The 14745-nt window shown below is 39.3% G+C and carries 15 protein-coding genes; 9 read left to right on the top strand and 6 right to left on the bottom strand.

The features are described from left to right. Window positions 1-251: 251 nt before the first annotated feature. Window positions 252-998: a hydrogen peroxide-dependent heme synthase gene (hemQ, locus tag FG390_RS03860; RefSeq protein ID WP_141189722.1), complete on the bottom strand. Its 747-nt coding sequence runs from the start codon at window positions 996-998 to the stop codon at window positions 252-254. A gap of 368 nt (window positions 999-1366) precedes the next feature. Here hemQ and pta point away from each other — a divergent pair, with 368 nt between their 5' ends. Both pta and FG390_RS03850 read left to right on the top strand, forming a co-directional pair. Then, window positions 1367-2356 (top strand): phosphate acetyltransferase, encoded by a 990-nt coding sequence (gene pta, locus FG390_RS03855; RefSeq protein ID WP_181406377.1) that lies wholly within the window; start codon window positions 1367-1369, stop codon window positions 2354-2356. Window positions 2357-2553: 197 nt separating this feature from the next. Continuing rightward, window positions 2554-3480, top strand: a complete 927-nt coding sequence (locus FG390_RS03850; protein ID WP_141189720.1) for a DMT family transporter — start codon at window positions 2554-2556, stop codon at window positions 3478-3480. A 284-nt stretch (window positions 3481-3764) separates the two neighbouring features. Here the strand turns inward: FG390_RS03850 and FG390_RS03845 are convergent, their stop codons facing one another. Continuing rightward, window positions 3765-4223 (bottom strand): hypothetical protein, encoded by a 459-nt coding sequence (locus FG390_RS03845; RefSeq protein WP_141189719.1) that lies wholly within the window; start codon window positions 4221-4223, stop codon window positions 3765-3767. Between the two features lie 427 nt (window positions 4224-4650). On the opposite strand from FG390_RS03845, the gene FG390_RS03840 reads away from it, so the two are divergent. Continuing rightward, complete coding sequence (locus FG390_RS03840) at window positions 4651-5157, top strand: DUF3189 family protein (protein ID WP_141189718.1); 507 nt, start codon at window positions 4651-4653, stop codon at window positions 5155-5157. 50 nt (window positions 5158-5207) lie between these two features. Here FG390_RS03840 and lipL read toward each other — a convergent pair whose 3' ends face one another. After that, window positions 5208-6032, bottom strand: a complete 825-nt coding sequence (lipL, locus tag FG390_RS03835; RefSeq protein WP_141189717.1) for an octanoyl-[GcvH]:protein N-octanoyltransferase — start codon at window positions 6030-6032, stop codon at window positions 5208-5210. A 174-nt stretch (window positions 6033-6206) separates the two neighbouring features. On the opposite strand from lipL, the gene FG390_RS03830 reads away from it, so the two are divergent. The 3 genes from FG390_RS03830 to FG390_RS03820 all read left to right on the top strand — a co-directional run bounded on the left by FG390_RS03830 (window position 6207) and on the right by FG390_RS03820 (window position 8786). Continuing rightward, the gene (locus FG390_RS03830) at window positions 6207-7499 is read left to right on the top strand and encodes an HD domain-containing protein (RefSeq protein ID WP_141189716.1); all 1293 of its coding nucleotides are present in this window, start codon (window positions 6207-6209) and stop codon (window positions 7497-7499) included. Between the two features lie 26 nt (window positions 7500-7525). Beyond that, complete coding sequence (locus FG390_RS03825; RefSeq protein ID WP_141189715.1) at window positions 7526-8038, top strand: YwgA family protein; 513 nt, start codon at window positions 7526-7528, stop codon at window positions 8036-8038. Window positions 8039-8204: 166 nt separating this feature from the next. After that, window positions 8205-8786 (top strand): GNAT family N-acetyltransferase, encoded by a 582-nt coding sequence (locus FG390_RS03820; protein ID WP_181406364.1) that lies wholly within the window; start codon window positions 8205-8207, stop codon window positions 8784-8786. A gap of 76 nt (window positions 8787-8862) precedes the next feature. On the opposite strand, the gene FG390_RS03815 is transcribed toward FG390_RS03820, so the two are convergent. Beyond that, a complete protein-coding gene (locus tag FG390_RS03815) occupies window positions 8863-9483 on the bottom strand; it encodes a LysE/ArgO family amino acid transporter (RefSeq protein ID WP_141189713.1) in 621 nt (206 codons plus the stop codon). Window positions 9484-9833: 350 nt separating this feature from the next. Here FG390_RS03815 and FG390_RS15715 point away from each other — a divergent pair, with 350 nt between their 5' ends. Continuing rightward, complete coding sequence (locus tag FG390_RS15715) at window positions 9834-9977, top strand: hypothetical protein (protein WP_181406363.1); 144 nt, start codon at window positions 9834-9836, stop codon at window positions 9975-9977. A 127-nt stretch (window positions 9978-10104) separates the two neighbouring features. Here FG390_RS15715 and FG390_RS03810 read toward each other — a convergent pair whose 3' ends face one another. Further along, on the bottom strand, window positions 10105-10332 hold the full coding sequence (locus FG390_RS03810; protein ID WP_141189712.1) for a hypothetical protein: 228 nt from the start codon (window positions 10330-10332) through the stop codon (window positions 10105-10107). 181 nt (window positions 10333-10513) lie between these two features. Here FG390_RS03810 and FG390_RS03805 point away from each other — a divergent pair, with 181 nt between their 5' ends. After that, window positions 10514-11032, top strand: coding sequence for a YwhD family protein (locus FG390_RS03805; RefSeq protein ID WP_141189711.1), 519 nt, complete (start codon window positions 10514-10516; stop codon window positions 11030-11032). 51 nt (window positions 11033-11083) lie between these two features. Here FG390_RS03805 and FG390_RS03800 read toward each other — a convergent pair whose 3' ends face one another. Then, a complete protein-coding gene (locus FG390_RS03800; RefSeq protein ID WP_141189710.1) occupies window positions 11084-13147 on the bottom strand; it encodes a transglycosylase domain-containing protein in 2064 nt (687 codons plus the stop codon). A gap of 264 nt (window positions 13148-13411) precedes the next feature. On the opposite strand from FG390_RS03800, the gene speB reads away from it, so the two are divergent. Next, entirely contained in the window at window positions 13412-14281 is an 870-nt protein-coding gene (speB, locus tag FG390_RS03795) for an agmatinase (RefSeq protein WP_141189709.1), read from the top strand. The last annotated feature ends 464 nt before the right edge of the window (window positions 14282-14745 follow it).

Here is a 14745-nt window from a genome sequence, read left to right as displayed (position 1 = left end):
CTCTTCAGTGTCTTTTTACAATTTTTGTATACGAATTGTAGGAGAAAAGGTTGATTTCCGCTCCAGACGCTTGCTTTCCTCTTCATCGTAAGCTCCTGCGGGAAAAGCGGCTCGGCCCCGCCCGCGGAATGAGTCCATCCGCAGCGGAAATCTTACCATACTTTAAAATAAAAAAGACTGTAGCAACCTCGAAATTCTTCGAGTTTGTCTACAGTCTGAATCTTGTTGACCCGGTTATTCTAAAGATCAAATTACAAAGCCATCATTTGGCTAAAGCGTTCCTTAGATAGCAAGGCCCCTACAAAGAATGAACCAAATTCGCCGTAACGGGCACTGACTTCGTCAAATCTCATTTCATAGACGAGTTTTTTGAATTGAAGCGCATCATCGCCAAATAAGGTGACGCCCCATTCCCAATCATCAAAACCAATAGAGCCCGTAATGATTTGTTTGATTTTCCCAGCATAAGAGCGGCCAATTAAACCGTGGCTTTTCATTAGCTCACGTCTTTCTGACATCGGAAGCATATACCAATTGTCTTCTCCATCCCGGCGCTTGTCCATCGGATAGAAACAAAGATACTGTGTTCTTGGCAAAATAGGGAACAGGCGAGATTTAATACGTGGATTTTCCATCGGATCCTCATCGCTTTGCCCTAAATAATTACTTAATTCAACCACTGAAACATAGGAATGGGCAGGAATGGTCACTTCAGCCAATTTTGTTTTATTAAAGGCTGTTTCAAGGGCATTCAAATCAGCTAATGTTGGTCTAAGCCACATAAAGACAAAATCAGCTTTTTGACCAATAATGGAATAGAATGCATAGCTTCCTTTCTTTTCTTTCTGAATAAGATCCCATTCATTTAGAAAAGCATAAAATTCTTGAAGCGTTGATTCACGTTCATCACTGGATAGACTTTTCCATGCTTTCCAATCAATAAATCTGAAATCATGTAAACAATACCAACCATCTAAAGTTTGAGCTGCTTCACTCATTTTTATATCACTCCTGTACGGACTAAATAGTCAAATCAATGCTTGTCCAATTTTATTTGATAAGATAACATGTTATCTTGTTATTATTGACATTCTTAACTATATCATAATCATAATTATAGATGCGAAACGGACGGTTTTGAGTTCACTAAATTGTCACAATTCCAAAGGGAGTTCTTTTCCATTATAATCAATATAATAAGAGTAGAGGATCGGCGTAACTACCATCAACGGTGTTTTAGACTGATGGTGAGCTATTCGAGACAGTTGTCCTAAAATAAGCTTACTTTACTTTATGGGGTTTAACTACTCTATAATTCGAAATGGAAGATACAAAGGCAATATATTTTGAATGGAGGAGATCCATGATGACCACACTTTTTGATCAAATGAAGGCCCAAGTTAAAAAAGAACAACCTAAACTGATTTTTCCTGAAGGTCATGACGGTCGTATCTGTGAAGCGGTTCAAAGGCTTGCAGAAGAAGAGATCATTTTTCCGATTTTAATCGCGAAGCGGGATGAATGTCCAGCATACATACAAGAACTTGAAAAGAAAGATAGGCTTTCCATTAAGCACCCGGAAGAGGATCCTAATTTGGATCGTTTAGCTGATAAACTAGCTGATCGTAGAAAAGGAAAGTTAACAAAAGAAGAAGCCGCAAAATGGCTTCAAGATGAAAATTACTATGGAACGATGCTAGTGTATACAAATCAAGCGGCAGGACTTGTCAGTGGGGCAACCCATTCGACGGCAGATACGGTCAGGCCCGCTTTGCAAATTATTAAAACAAAACCAGGAGTGAAACGAACATCTGGTTCTTTTATCATGCTAAAAGGAGAGGAGCAATTGTTATTTGCGGATTGTGCGATTAATATAGCCCCTGATAGTGAAGTATTAGCTGATATTGCCATAGAGAGTGCTAATACAGCAAAGGCATTTGGTATGGATCCAAAGATTGCCATGCTCAGCTTTTCAACAAAAGGGTCAGCAAAGGCTCCTGAAACAGATAAAGTGATTGAAGCGACCCAATTAGTTAAAGAGAAACGTCCTGATTTATTCATCGATGGAGAATTTCAATTTGATGCGGCTTATGTACCAGAGGTGGCTCAAACAAAGGCTCCTGACTCACCGCTTAAAGGAAAGGCCAATGTTTTTGTCTTTCCGAGTCTCGAAGCCGGGAATATAGGCTATAAGATTGCCCAACGACTTGGTGAATATGAAGCCATAGGACCTATCTTGCAAGGTCTAAATCAACCTGTGAACGACTTATCAAGAGGATGCAATACCGAAGATGTCTACAAACTGGCGATCATTACAGCCATGCAATCTGTCATGGATTCATCTAAAAAAAATTAGCAGGAATACTTCATTATTCTTCGAATTTATATATATGATGATGATTTAAGGTGGTGTAGGCAATGAGAAGACCTTACTTTGATCTTTTTGAAAATGATCAACCAGCCCTTTATTCCTAAGAACAGGGATGATGTGCTTTTAGTCATGCCTTTCTTAGCGGGATTAATTAAACTCCCATGTAGAAAGGGTTGGATATTATGAAAAAATCAATCGCAGGAGCATGCTGCTTAACATTAGCTGCAAGCATTTGGGGAAGTATGTATGTCGTTAGTAAATATATTTTAATGTATGTTCCACCTATCACATTACTTTGGTTTCGTTATGTGATCGCTTGTCTCTTACTATTCGCCGTTATGATGGCTAGCCATAAAGAAAAAAAGAGGAAGCAGCTTTCCAAAAGAGACGGGTTATTATTTATGTGGATCGGTTTTATCGGCTATTTTATCTCCATAGCCTTCCAATTTATTGGAACAAAGTTATCAGATGCTCATACAGGGGCTTTGATTACATCATCCACACCAGCTTTTATTGTCTTCTTTGCTTGGTTTGTCTTAAAAGAGAGGATAACCGCTCGCAAGCTCCTTTCTCTTATCGTGGCAACGATCGGTGTGGTGATTTGCATTGGAGGTTCACCAAGAGTCGGGACTTACTCTTTAGGAAATTTCATTTTAGTGGGGGCTGCCGTGACTTGGGCACTCTTGTCCGTCTATGTCAAAAAAGCATCTAGAAGATTCTCATCACTCATGATAACGACGTATTCAATGTTTTTTGCCCTCTTGTTTTCAACGCCATTTATGATCGTAGAACAAATGAATGAGCCTATGACAATTGGTCAAACACCTATTATTTTAGGTATTTTGTATTTAGGAACTGTATCAACTGCAGGAGCTTTCTTTCTATGGAATAAAGGGCTAGAACTTATGGATGCAGGGGTTGGTTCATTATTTCTTTTTCTCCAACCGATTGTTGGGGCCGTCCTTGGCTGGTTATGGTTAAAGGAGACGTTGTCCTTTTCTTTTTATATCGGTGGCTGTTTTATTCTATTAGGAATTGTTATTGCGACCGTAGGGAAAGAACGACCTTGCAATAAGAAATTGAACACGAATAAGAAATTAACGTCATAACGAAAAAACGGATCATCCTAATTAGTAGAGGATGATCCGTTTTATTACACTTTAAGAGGCATAAAGTATCAAGGCAACTAGACCTCTGTCTGCGCCTTATAGTGCGTGTTCAAAAAGGTGACAAATTAGAAGCAAGAAGATCAAGGCGGCGTAGTTTTGAGGACCGGAATGTAGGTTTTTGCTACATGAGGACCGGAAAAACAAACGGGCGCCGAGATTCGTAGCTTATCATTAGGTGACTTTTTGAACAACCTCTTATAGGCCCCGCAATCGACAAGTTTACTTTAACGTCTTTGAAGACGAAAACCTTCGTCTTTTAAGTAAAGAGCGGCTTCCTCATGAGAGCCGAAAGAATCGACTAAATTAGGTCCAGCGTAGATCGTCCACATCTCATCCTCGTGAATCAACTGCAGCGTTTGTTTTTCGCGGTTAATCCAAGTTTCCTCTTCTGGTTTTGGTTGTCCTTCTTCAGAAAGGGAAAAAATAGCTTTTTCCACAATTGAGTGAAGCTCATCTTCAGTGAAATCCCGAATATTGACAAATCCTTTGTCATCGGTGGGATAGCCTTCTAATTCACCCGCATAGACATAACCATTTCCATTAGGATGGAGATGATAAACGACATTTTTCTTCTCTTTCACACTGTCATTATATTGGAAATTAACGCGTCCAAGTGAAACATCACGACGTTCTAATTCTGGAAAAGATTCAATAATCTCTAATTTTTGTTCGAAAGTGAGCATAGTTCCTCCAAATAGTTAAGGGTTATGACACACATTATATATCATGACAAAAGGATAAGCCAATTTTCCCATATAGCGCGTGTTCAAAAAGGTGACAAATGAAAAGGGTTACTGGCTAAGTACGCTGGCATCCTGCCAGAACGAGAGTAACTAGCCCGTCCTGGGCGTCGGAAGGATAAGAGCGGCGTACTTCCTTAGGACCGGCATTCCACATGATGTGGTAGCTTCAGGCGCCAGCCGCAGGGCGTGAGCGATTTTAGCCAGCGATCCTCTTGTTTTTACTACATGAGGACCGGAATAAACAAGCGGGCGCCGAGATTCGCAAGTTATCATTTGGTGACTTTTTGAACAACCTCTTACCCTTTTTTATAAAATAGGACTAAATGGGCCATAATAAAAGAAAAGGTGATCCTTGAGGTGGATAATAATGATTTATATTTATAATGATTATGGCGGAACACATACAACGGCATTAGCGGCAGCTTATCACCTTAACAAACTTCCAAAAGACGATAAGCTCACAAAGGAACAAATATTAGAAACACCATTTTTCAATAAACTAACGAGGACAGATATGGGCGTTCTATTTTTTCATGGGATTGATTCTGATGGAAATTCCGTTTATACCGTTGGACGAGGAGCTGCAAAGCAAATGAAACGAATCCTTAAAAGTCTAACTGAACTCTTGCAAGAGAAATATAACGGAAGTGAAAAAATCATTTTCTCAAACACATCGCCAACGGTTCCAATTACAATGACCTTTGGTGGGTTTTTCTCAAGAGGACTACATATTAATTTTATTGGAGTACCTTTGCTTGTATTCGGTGCTAAACAGTGCTGTCACGACATTCTCAGAGTCGTTGAGCACACTAAATATGTTGGTCAAACGACGTCAGCAAAACTTACCATGCTTGAAAACCAGGAATTTAAATAATATCACTCAAAGTTGATGTCTGTTCAGTTTTCTGAGTCACGAAAAGTACTTTATTTAATAAACGGACGGTTTCTTTCTCGAATCCTTTGATAGTAGCCATTGAATAACTCTTGTTCAAAGGGTGATAAGGCAATAGATGAGATGTCACCGAACTGTTGGATCGTTTGGAGAAGCGTCAAGATCAAGCTTTGAACAGTTAAAGATGCCTTAGAAATTTCCTCTAAAGAGGCCATTTTTTCGGGTTCAATCTTCGGATAAACAAACCTCGTTTTTTCTTTTTTTAAGCCTTGTTCATAGAACGATTTTATAAGCTCTGCCCGCTTAGATCCACTTCCTGTAAGACAAAGATAGATTTGAACAGCGACGCCTTTTCGAATCCGTCTTTGTGATATCCCCGCAAATTTTTTTCCATTTACACTTAAATCATAACGGCCAGGACAATAAGAACCGACGATTTCCTTTGCCTCAAAGAAAATGTGGTGGGGTTCAAGGCACATTTTGATTAACTCGACCATGGCCTCGAAACTTTCATCAATCGATAGACTCCGGTTTTGCTCAGAAAAAATAAGAGAAATATTCAGCACGCCTTCATCGAGAACAACCGCGAGACCACCTGAATTTCGTGTGACACAATGGTAACCCTGTTGTTGAATGATATCGATTCCATCTTGAAAATGAGGGAGGCGCGTGTCTTGAATACCAAGAATAACCGTTTGATGATGGACCCAAGTACGAATCACAGGAGCAGATTCACCTGATCCAACAGAATGACACAATGTATCATCCATAGCAAATGACTGCATGCCATTAAACGTGGGACCAAGAGTTGATTGATCGATCCAACGCCACGTAGGTTGATAGAGAAGTGATGTCATAGGATTTTCCTCTTTACATATTAAAGTATTGAACTAAAAGGTGACTTCATTATATCAAATTTGAATAAGGAAAGAGTTAACATTAATCTTACTTGTTCGACAAAATAACTCTCCATTCCATTTTCAATATGGACAAGCTATAATAAGAACATGACAGAATTGGGGTGAGAGAAGATGGCCCAACGTATGACAAAACTTAATGAAGAAAAAGTATTTAAAGATCCCGTTCATCGCTATATTCACGTGAGAGATCGGTTAATATGGGAGCTTATTGGAACGAGTGAGTTTCAAAGGTTAAGGCGGATTAAGCAGCTTGGAACAAGTTTCTTAACTTTTCATGGAGCTGAACATAGCCGTTTTGGTCATTCTCTAGGAGTCTATGAAATTACGAGACGACTAATTAACGTATTCGAAAAAGATCCAGAATGGGATCCGAATGATCGTCTCCTCTGTCTATGTGCAGCCCTTCTCCACGATATTGGCCATGGACCTTTTTCTCATTCCTTTGAAAAAGTATTTCAGACGGATCACGAGCATTTTACAAGGGAAATGATCTTGGGACCTACTGAGATAAATGCTGTACTTAGAAAAATAAGTGATGATTTTCCGAAAAAGGTATCTGACGTAATAGGAAAAACGTATGAGAATAAACTGGTCGTCAGTATGATCTCAAGTCAAATTGATGCCGATCGAATGGATTACTTACTTCGGGACGCCTATTACACGGGGGTAAGTTATGGTCATTTTGATCTAGAACGTCTTTGGCGTGTCATGCGTCCACGTGAAGATCAAGTTGTAATTAAACATAGTGGCATGCATGCCGTAGAAGATTATATCATGAGCCGTTATCAAATGTATTGGCAAATTTACTTTCATCCAGTCACGCGAAGTGCCGAAGTGATATTAACGAAAATCCTTCATCGAGCAAAAACACTTTATCACAACGGATTTAAGTTCAAATATGTGCCAACGCAGTTAATCAGTCTCTTTGATGGGCAAGTCACAGTTGAAGATTATGTCAAACTAGATGAGGCCTTAATTTTATATTACTTCCAAGTTTGGCAGGAGGAAGAAGATCCGATTCTGAAAGATCTTTGTTACCGTTTCATGAACCGTAAATTATTTAAATACATCGAGTTTACGCCTATGGATTTGAGTTTATACGATGAACTTCGTGACACCTTTTTAGAAGCTGACTTAGATCCAGATTACTATCTCGTTGTCGATTCGTCATCTGATTGCCCATACGATCTTTATCGTCCTGGGGAAGAAGAAGAGAAATTACCAATTTATTTGGTGATGCCAGATCATCAATTGCGTGAACTGTCCAGAGAATCGGACGTTGTGGATTCCATCACAGGGAGGAAGCGAACAGACCATAAGCTTTATTATCCATTAGATGCCATCATGGCACTGCCTAGTCATTCCAAAGCGAAAAAGAAATTAAGATCATTACTGTCTATATAGATGAAGAAAGATAAGGGGGAGATCGAGTGCTTGAGGATCATGCGAAGATTGTCTCGTTGCTAGAGCAAGCAGGCGAAGTCGTCGGTCGAAAAAAATTACAAAAAATCATCTACATATTAAAAAAATGTGATGTTCCGTTCCAAGAAAAATATCATTTTCATTTTTTTGGACCGTATTCTGAAGAACTGTCCCTCCGAATAGAAGAACTGTGTAATCTAGGTTTTATCAATGAAGTAAAAGAAACAAAAGGCGGTTATTATCAATATCGATATACCCAAACTGAGGCGGCTAAAGAATTTCTTTCTCACTTCGATATTCATATGGAGACGATTGAACCTCTTATCCAGGAGTTAAATAACCAGAATTCGAAGTTCCTAGAACTCGTATCCACGATTTTGTATTTTGATGATCTCACTCGTGAGGAAATTATTGAAAAAGTACAAGTGGTGAAGAAAAAGCAAAACTATTCTTTGGACGATATCGAAGAAGCTTTTACATTTATCGCATCTATAAAAAGTATGAACACAAAAGTGAGCTAACGAACCTGTTAGTTCATTTTTTATGATAGCCGGAACACCCGAGACTTTAGTCATGAGAGGTTCAGTTCTGCCAAGCATAGAACATCACCACAACATCTAACGTGTAGAATCTCGTACTTCATTGGCATAGGATATGGTACAGAGCCTTGAAAGAGGGTGTACAAGGATGGTTCAGTTTAAAATAAATGAGAACATTGACCTGAAAGTGCTTGAGATGAAAGATGCATCCACCTTATTTACAGTCATTGATAACGAGAGACATGAATTGCGTGAGTACGTTCCTTGGGTTGATCACTTTCAAAGTGAATCAGACGTTTATCCAATTATTGAAATCTGGAATGACCAGTTTAAAATGAATATGGGGATGCAAATGGGCATCTTTTATAAAAATAAGTTTGTCGGAATGGTCGAATTTCAGAAGTATGATTGGAGAAATAAATCAACAAGCATGGGGTATTGGCTGGTAAGTAGCGCTCGAGGTAAAGGCATTATGACAACTTGTTGCCATGCACTCATAGATTATGGTTTCAATGTTTTGGGATTAAATCGAATTGAAATTCGGGCGGCATCTCAAAATGACAGCAGCAGGGCTGTTGCAAGAAGGCTTGGATTTATACATGAAGGTCATATCCGTTCTGCTGAGTGGCTTCATGGCCATTATATTGACCATGATTTGTATGGATTATTACAATCTGACTGGTATAAAAGAGAGTATCCCAATCTATTATCCCATGACTTTAACAGATAAAGTCATTTCTTCCACTCTAGGAAACAACCATCAGTTAGATGGCTTCCGTCCACCCACTGATGGTTGCTACGATACGTTATTTTAATGTTTTGATGAAAGAGAAGCCAATATAGATAGCCACCATCCAAATAATAAGGGCAGACAATCGGTTTATGAACGTTAACCACTTTCCATTTGGGTCCATTTGACCTAATAGTTTTCCACAAAGGGCTAGGCTAAAAAACCAAAGCCATGACACAGCAACGCAAGCGATCGAAAAGAACCATTTGTCGATACCTTCATAACGTAAGCTGTTTGTTCCAATGACGCCAATCGTGTCCAAAATAGCATGAGGATTAAGTAAGGAAACCGATAATGAAAAGAGAATTTGTTTTTTTGGTGATAGACGTTTTTCATCCCTTTTCATCTTCTTCGTTTCTGTACTCCATATCGTCCAGCCAATATAAATGAGAAAGATAAAACCGACGCCAAACAGCATGAACTGAAGCCACGGTAATGATAAAACGAGTAAAGATATACCTAAAACAGCGAAACTGATTAAAAGGGTGTCACATATGGAAGCCGTTAAAACAGCAGGTAGAACGTGTTTGAACTGTTGATGTAGAGCCCCTTGATTAAAAATAAAAATATTTTGTGCCCCTAAAGGAAGAATAAGTCCTAGGGCCAGAATAAAACCATGACTTAGAGAAATGAACATGAACGATTTCGTCCTTCCATAATAAGAATCTTTTAGTGCGTGTTCAAAAAGGTGACAAATTAGAAGCAAGAAGATCAAGGCGGCGCTGTTTTGAGGACCGGCATTCCACACGATGTGGTAGCTTCAACGTTGCTCACAGGACGTGAGCGATTTTAGTTGAAGATCCTCTAGTATCCGCTACATGAGGACCGGAAAAACGAGCGGGCGTCGAGAATTCGTAGCTTATCATTTGGTGACTTTTTGAACAACCTCTTTTACTATATTTTAAATCAATCGCCCTTCTTGTCACCGACCAAATCAGATGATAACCGACCAACCAAATTCATATTATTCAAAGGGGCGAATAGCCATTGAATTGGATGCCAGATCGAAATAGATTGCAGCCGATACATAAACAAATCGAACAGCACATAAAAGACAAGATTAAACGAGGAGAATGGCCTCTTGGACATCGAAATGGTGAATTAAGGGGAGAAACCGAGGTCGTATTTTGAAAAAATAAGGCTGGTCATACACGTACCAGCCTATACATACTATTTATATACTGAGTCTCAGAAAGGAATAAGATTAAAGAAGTTCTAAAGCAAGAGAATGAAAAAATTTAATCATGCAATAAATCGTTTATAATAAAATAAAATGTTCGTGAAACCAATCGTCAAGATCTAAAGTATCATGCCCGTCTGCAATAATATGCAGTTCGTTTTCTTCGTCTTTTGTCAGCCATTTGCCTTCCTCATCCACTTCAACCATATAAAAGAAGTCTTTCTTAAAAAGACAGCGATCTGTCCATTCAATTGGTAGATCTAATGACCGCTCAAAGACATTTCTAATACATCTGACTAGAATCATATAACCCTCCATTAATTCGATTACGCATAAAGATAAAGATAATATGAATGAGGCATTTTTGCAATGGTTAAGCTTGGATATAAGGAAAGTTGATATGATACACTAGGGTTAAGAAGGCATTAGAAAAAATAGGTTCATATTCCCCGATTTTGAACAACTCGTATGAGGAGGACAACGATCAATGACTCAAGAAGATCAAAATAAAAAGAAATCAAGTTTCAATATTGTGAGTGGCGACTCAACCTCAGGCCATGGCGGTTATGGGGTAGGTTCCATCAATTTAGATAACATTTCCCCAATTATTATTGACGTTGAAGAAGGAACGGCCGAAGTGGATATGGGAGCCCTGCATGCACGAAGTCAAGTCGAAAGACGTATCCGTTTTTCGCCAGACAAAGCTTCTGTTGAGGGTGGCGGGAAACCTTACTGGCTCGTTTGGATGAATACGGAAGTGGGCGAAGAAGGACCGTATTACGCTGGAGCAGGTGCGGCTGATATGATCATTAACCGTGAAATCCGAAGAGGCTATAAAGTCTTGCCAGACCACGTCAATAAAATGGATAAAGCACTTAAAGGCAAAGTTCTCGTTGACCATATGGATGAGGCATCGAAAAAAGTGTTGAAAGATTTTCTAGTCGGGCACAGTGCTGAAATGTGGGAACGAGCGAATCCAGAATTGAAAAAACAGTTAGGTGAATAACCAAATGAAAAACCTCAAATGATGTGTGAATCGATCATTTGAGGTTTTTTATTATTTTTTTCCGCCGAGATGGAAGATCCAATCGAATAAGCCATGAGATTGGGTTTTCTTTTTATGTTTGGGATGCGAAACGACTTTGGTCCCATCACAATAAGCTTTTGGCGCCGTTCCTTTTATGAAATAAGTTTCTCTTCCTGGACATGTATCTGTCGCACGAAGTCCAGTTTTCGGATCAATATTAACAGCGACAACGCCTTTAGGTGCTTTGAAACTATTTTTGGATTGGCCAAATAGAGCGGATTCCATGCTATGCGCCCATATTTTTTTGGCATAACCGGAATCAGGATAGACGCTAATGGTTTCACCTTGATCATAGCCGACCCAAACGGCCATGGCGAGTTTAGGTGTATAGCCGACCATCCAGCTATCTGTCGCTGTCGAACCAGTTTTCGCAGCCACTTTGTGCGTCAGGATACCGGCCACCTTACTTCCTGTAACAGTCGTATAACCATTAAGCTGTTTATCAAAGATACCAGTCATCATTTGCGATAACACGAACGCTGCTTTTTTATTTAATACTTTTTTACTTTTAGGTTTCCATTCATATAGAACATTCCCATCTTTGTCTGTCACTTTTTTGACAAAGTGAGGCTGCACGCGATACCCGCCGTTTGCAATAGCACTGTATCCTCTCGTAATTTCTAGCATGCTTACGGGTTTTGATCCGAGGGCAAGTGACGGGATCGGGGCAAGAGGACTGCGAATGCCGACCTCTTTGGCTGTCTTAACCAGTTCATCCATGCCAATCGACATATGTGTCTTGACCGCATAAATGTTATCTGACACAGCTAAAGCCTCAGCCATGGTTATTTTTTTGTTGGCATAGTAATTTCCAAAATTATTAGGGGAATAGGTGGCTCGATCATCGTCATATTGAAAGGATGTTGGTTCACTCTTCAATAAAGTAGATGGTGTGAAGCCGTCTTCTAGGGCTGCATAATATAAAAATGGTTTGAATGATGATCCAGGAGACCTTCTGGATTGCGTAGCTCGATTAAACGCACTTTTATCATAATCACGGCCGCCGATAAGAGCAAGCACCGCACCTGTTTTCGGATTCATTGAAATAAGGGCTGATTGGATATCAGATTTTGGATCAATCGTATCCTTCATCCAATACTCTGCCTTCTTCTGAATTTTAGGATCTAAGGTGGTGTAAACGTTTAATCCACCATTAATCAATTGGTCTTCTGTTAAATGTAATTTGTTCTTCAACTCATCTCGTACAGCTTGTTGAAAATAGGGTGCTAATCGCTCTTTCGTTGGTTGTACATTAACAAGCTGAAGAGAGTGATTATACGCCGAATCGGCTAATGGTTTTGATATGGTTCCGTTTTTCGCCATCGATTGTAAAACGATCTTTTGTCGCTCTTTAGCACGTTCATAATGGACATCTGGTGCATAAAGGGTCGGTCCTTTTGGAATACCCGCTAGCATACTCGCTTCACTTAAAGAAAGATCGGATGCATTTTTATTAAAATAATATTTTGATGCGGCTTGTATACCATAAGCACCATGGCCGTAGTAGATCGTATTTAAATACCCTTCTAAAATCTGATCCTTTGAATAATTCATCTCGAGCCGCATGGTATAAAAGGCCTCGGCCAATTTTCTCCTCCATGTTTTGTCATTAGATAGAAAACTATTTTTTGCATATTGCATGGTAATCGTACTTGCCCCTTGGGCCTTTGAAAAGCTTTTCACATCCGCAAATAGGGCACCTGCAAGTCGACGAAGATCAAAACCATGATGTTTATAAAAATGTTTATCTTCAATGGAAAGGGTGGCTTGAATCAGTGGTTTAGAAATGTGGTCAAGCTTCGTCCATTCTGAGCTAGAACTTAAAGCTGACTCGGTTGCTTTATTAAAAATATTCCCTTGACTATCATAATAACTGATGGCTCTAGGGACATTAAGGGGAGGTGGCCCAGCTATCTTAGCCGCAACCCAAAGTCCTGCCGTACCTATCACTATTAATAGAAGGAAAAAGAGATTGAAACGAAAAAACCATCTTAGTCTAATCCGAAATCGATTTCGATTGGTTATGAACTTCATGAACACACCCCCAAGATGTAAATCTAAGACTAGAGGGAAATACTCCAAGTCTATAAGCTGTATTAATAAGTATGGTATAAAGAGCCTAGGAATAAACATGGCTTTAAGATAAGATTTTAAGTGGAACCTAGCATGTTCACTCTATAAAAGATGAGCATGGCGATTAAGTTTAGGGTATACTTACTGAATGAAACCAAGGAAGTGGACCTTAAATAATAGAGAGACAACGATCATATATTATTGACATAGAAAAGGAGAATCGACATGATTTTTGATGAAGCATATTCTGGGAAAGTATTTATCATGAGCCGAAAGGACTATGACGCTGCAGAAGCTGTCATTTATGGGATGCCGATGGACTATACGGTCAGCTTTAGGCCGGGATCACGATTTGGCCCAGGAAGAATCAGAGAAGCCTCGGTTGGATTAGAAGAATATTCGCCTTATATGGATAAACATTTAGAAGAAGTGAATTATTACGATGCAGGTGATATTTTGTTTCCATTCGGTAATGCCGAAAAAAGCTTAGGGCTTATTGAACGTTATGTTGATAAGTTACTTAATGATGGAAAATTTCCGCTTGGACTTGGTGGTGAACACTTAGTGACATGGCCTGTGATTAAAGCCATGGCAAAAAAGTATCCGGATTTGGCTCTGATTCATATTGATGCCCATGCTGATTTACGTGAGGAGTATGAAGGAGAAGTTCTCTCCCATTCCACACCAGTGAGAAAAGTGTGTGGGTTAATTGGTGCGAAAAACGTCTATTCATTTGGTATTCGTTCAGGAATGAGAGAAGAGTTTGCCTTTGCAAAAGAATCCGGTATGGTTCTTGAAAAATTTGACGTCGCTGAACCTCTGCAGAAGTATTTGCCAGAACTAGCAGGACGCCCTGTCTACGTCACCATTGATATTGATGTGCTAGACCCGGCATTTGCACCAGGAACCGGGACTGCAGAAGCTGGCGGTATTACATCAAAAGAACTCCTTGAAGCCATCAAGCTCATCGCTGAGTCCGAGTTGAATGTGGTTGGAGCTGATATAGTTGAAGTAGCACCAGCTTATGATCCGACAGAACAAACGTCGATAGCAGCAAGTAAATTTGTAAGAGAAATCCTGCTCGGATGGGTCTGACAATCGTGTCAGGCTCTTTTTTTTATACTTTAAGTAAGTAGAAATGTTTAGAGGTATAAAGTACTAGGATTTTATCTTCGCCTTTAGCCCCGCAATCGGCAAGTTTTCTTTACCTATATTTTTTAAAAAATGGGTGTCAAAACATCATAAATTGAGTAAGATGAATTAATCTTATCTTGAGTAATTAGCCTAAGGGAAAAGACGAAAAACAACACCAAGTTCGCTTGGCATTTTAAAGATTATTTTATGGTGAAAAAAGTAAATCCTAGTAAGTATCTAGGAATATATCGAAAATTGTAAGAAACTTGTTTATTTATTACAAATTTCTGTTGACTCAAACTAAAGTGTGTTATAAAATGGGTAACAATCCTATAAAAATACTAGGGATTAAAAATAAAAATCTAGCATTACATCTTATAGTGCGTGTTCAAAAAGGTGGCAAATTAGAAGCAAGAAGATCAAGG

The sequence above is a fragment of the Terrilactibacillus laevilacticus genome (assembly GCF_006517395.1).
Classification (GTDB): Bacteria; Bacillota; Bacilli; order Bacillales; family Sporolactobacillaceae; genus Terrilactibacillus; species Terrilactibacillus laevilacticus.
Note: the sequence above shows the minus strand (reverse complement) of the source record. Positions and strands in the feature narration are given on the sequence as shown.

Coding starts and splice junctions, on each gene's coding strand:
- hemQ (WP_141189722.1), bottom strand. CDS start 998: ATGAGTGAAGCAGCTCAAACTTTAGATGGTTGGTATTGTTTACATGAT.
- pta (WP_181406377.1), top strand. CDS start 1,367: ATGACCACACTTTTTGATCAAATGAAGGCCCAAGTTAAAAAAGAACAA.
- FG390_RS03850 (WP_141189720.1), top strand. CDS start 2,554: ATGAAAAAATCAATCGCAGGAGCATGCTGCTTAACATTAGCTGCAAGC.
- FG390_RS03845 (WP_141189719.1), bottom strand. CDS start 4,223: ATGCTCACTTTCGAACAAAAATTAGAGATTATTGAATCTTTTCCAGAA.
- FG390_RS03840 (WP_141189718.1), top strand. CDS start 4,651: ATGATTTATATTTATAATGATTATGGCGGAACACATACAACGGCATTA.
- lipL (WP_141189717.1), bottom strand. CDS start 6,032: ATGACATCACTTCTCTATCAACCTACGTGGCGTTGGATCGATCAATCA.
- FG390_RS03830 (WP_141189716.1), top strand. CDS start 6,207: ATGGCCCAACGTATGACAAAACTTAATGAAGAAAAAGTATTTAAAGAT.
- FG390_RS03820 (WP_181406364.1), top strand. CDS start 8,205: ATGGTTCAGTTTAAAATAAATGAGAACATTGACCTGAAAGTGCTTGAG.
- FG390_RS03815 (WP_141189713.1), bottom strand. CDS start 9,483: ATGTTCATTTCTCTAAGTCATGGTTTTATTCTGGCCCTAGGACTTATT.
- FG390_RS03810 (WP_141189712.1), bottom strand. CDS start 10,332: ATGATTCTAGTCAGATGTATTAGAAATGTCTTTGAGCGGTCATTAGAT.
- FG390_RS03805 (WP_141189711.1), top strand. CDS start 10,514: ATGACTCAAGAAGATCAAAATAAAAAGAAATCAAGTTTCAATATTGTG.
- FG390_RS03800 (WP_141189710.1), bottom strand. CDS start 13,147: ATGAAGTTCATAACCAATCGAAATCGATTTCGGATTAGACTAAGATGG.
- speB (WP_141189709.1), top strand. CDS start 13,412: ATGATTTTTGATGAAGCATATTCTGGGAAAGTATTTATCATGAGCCGA.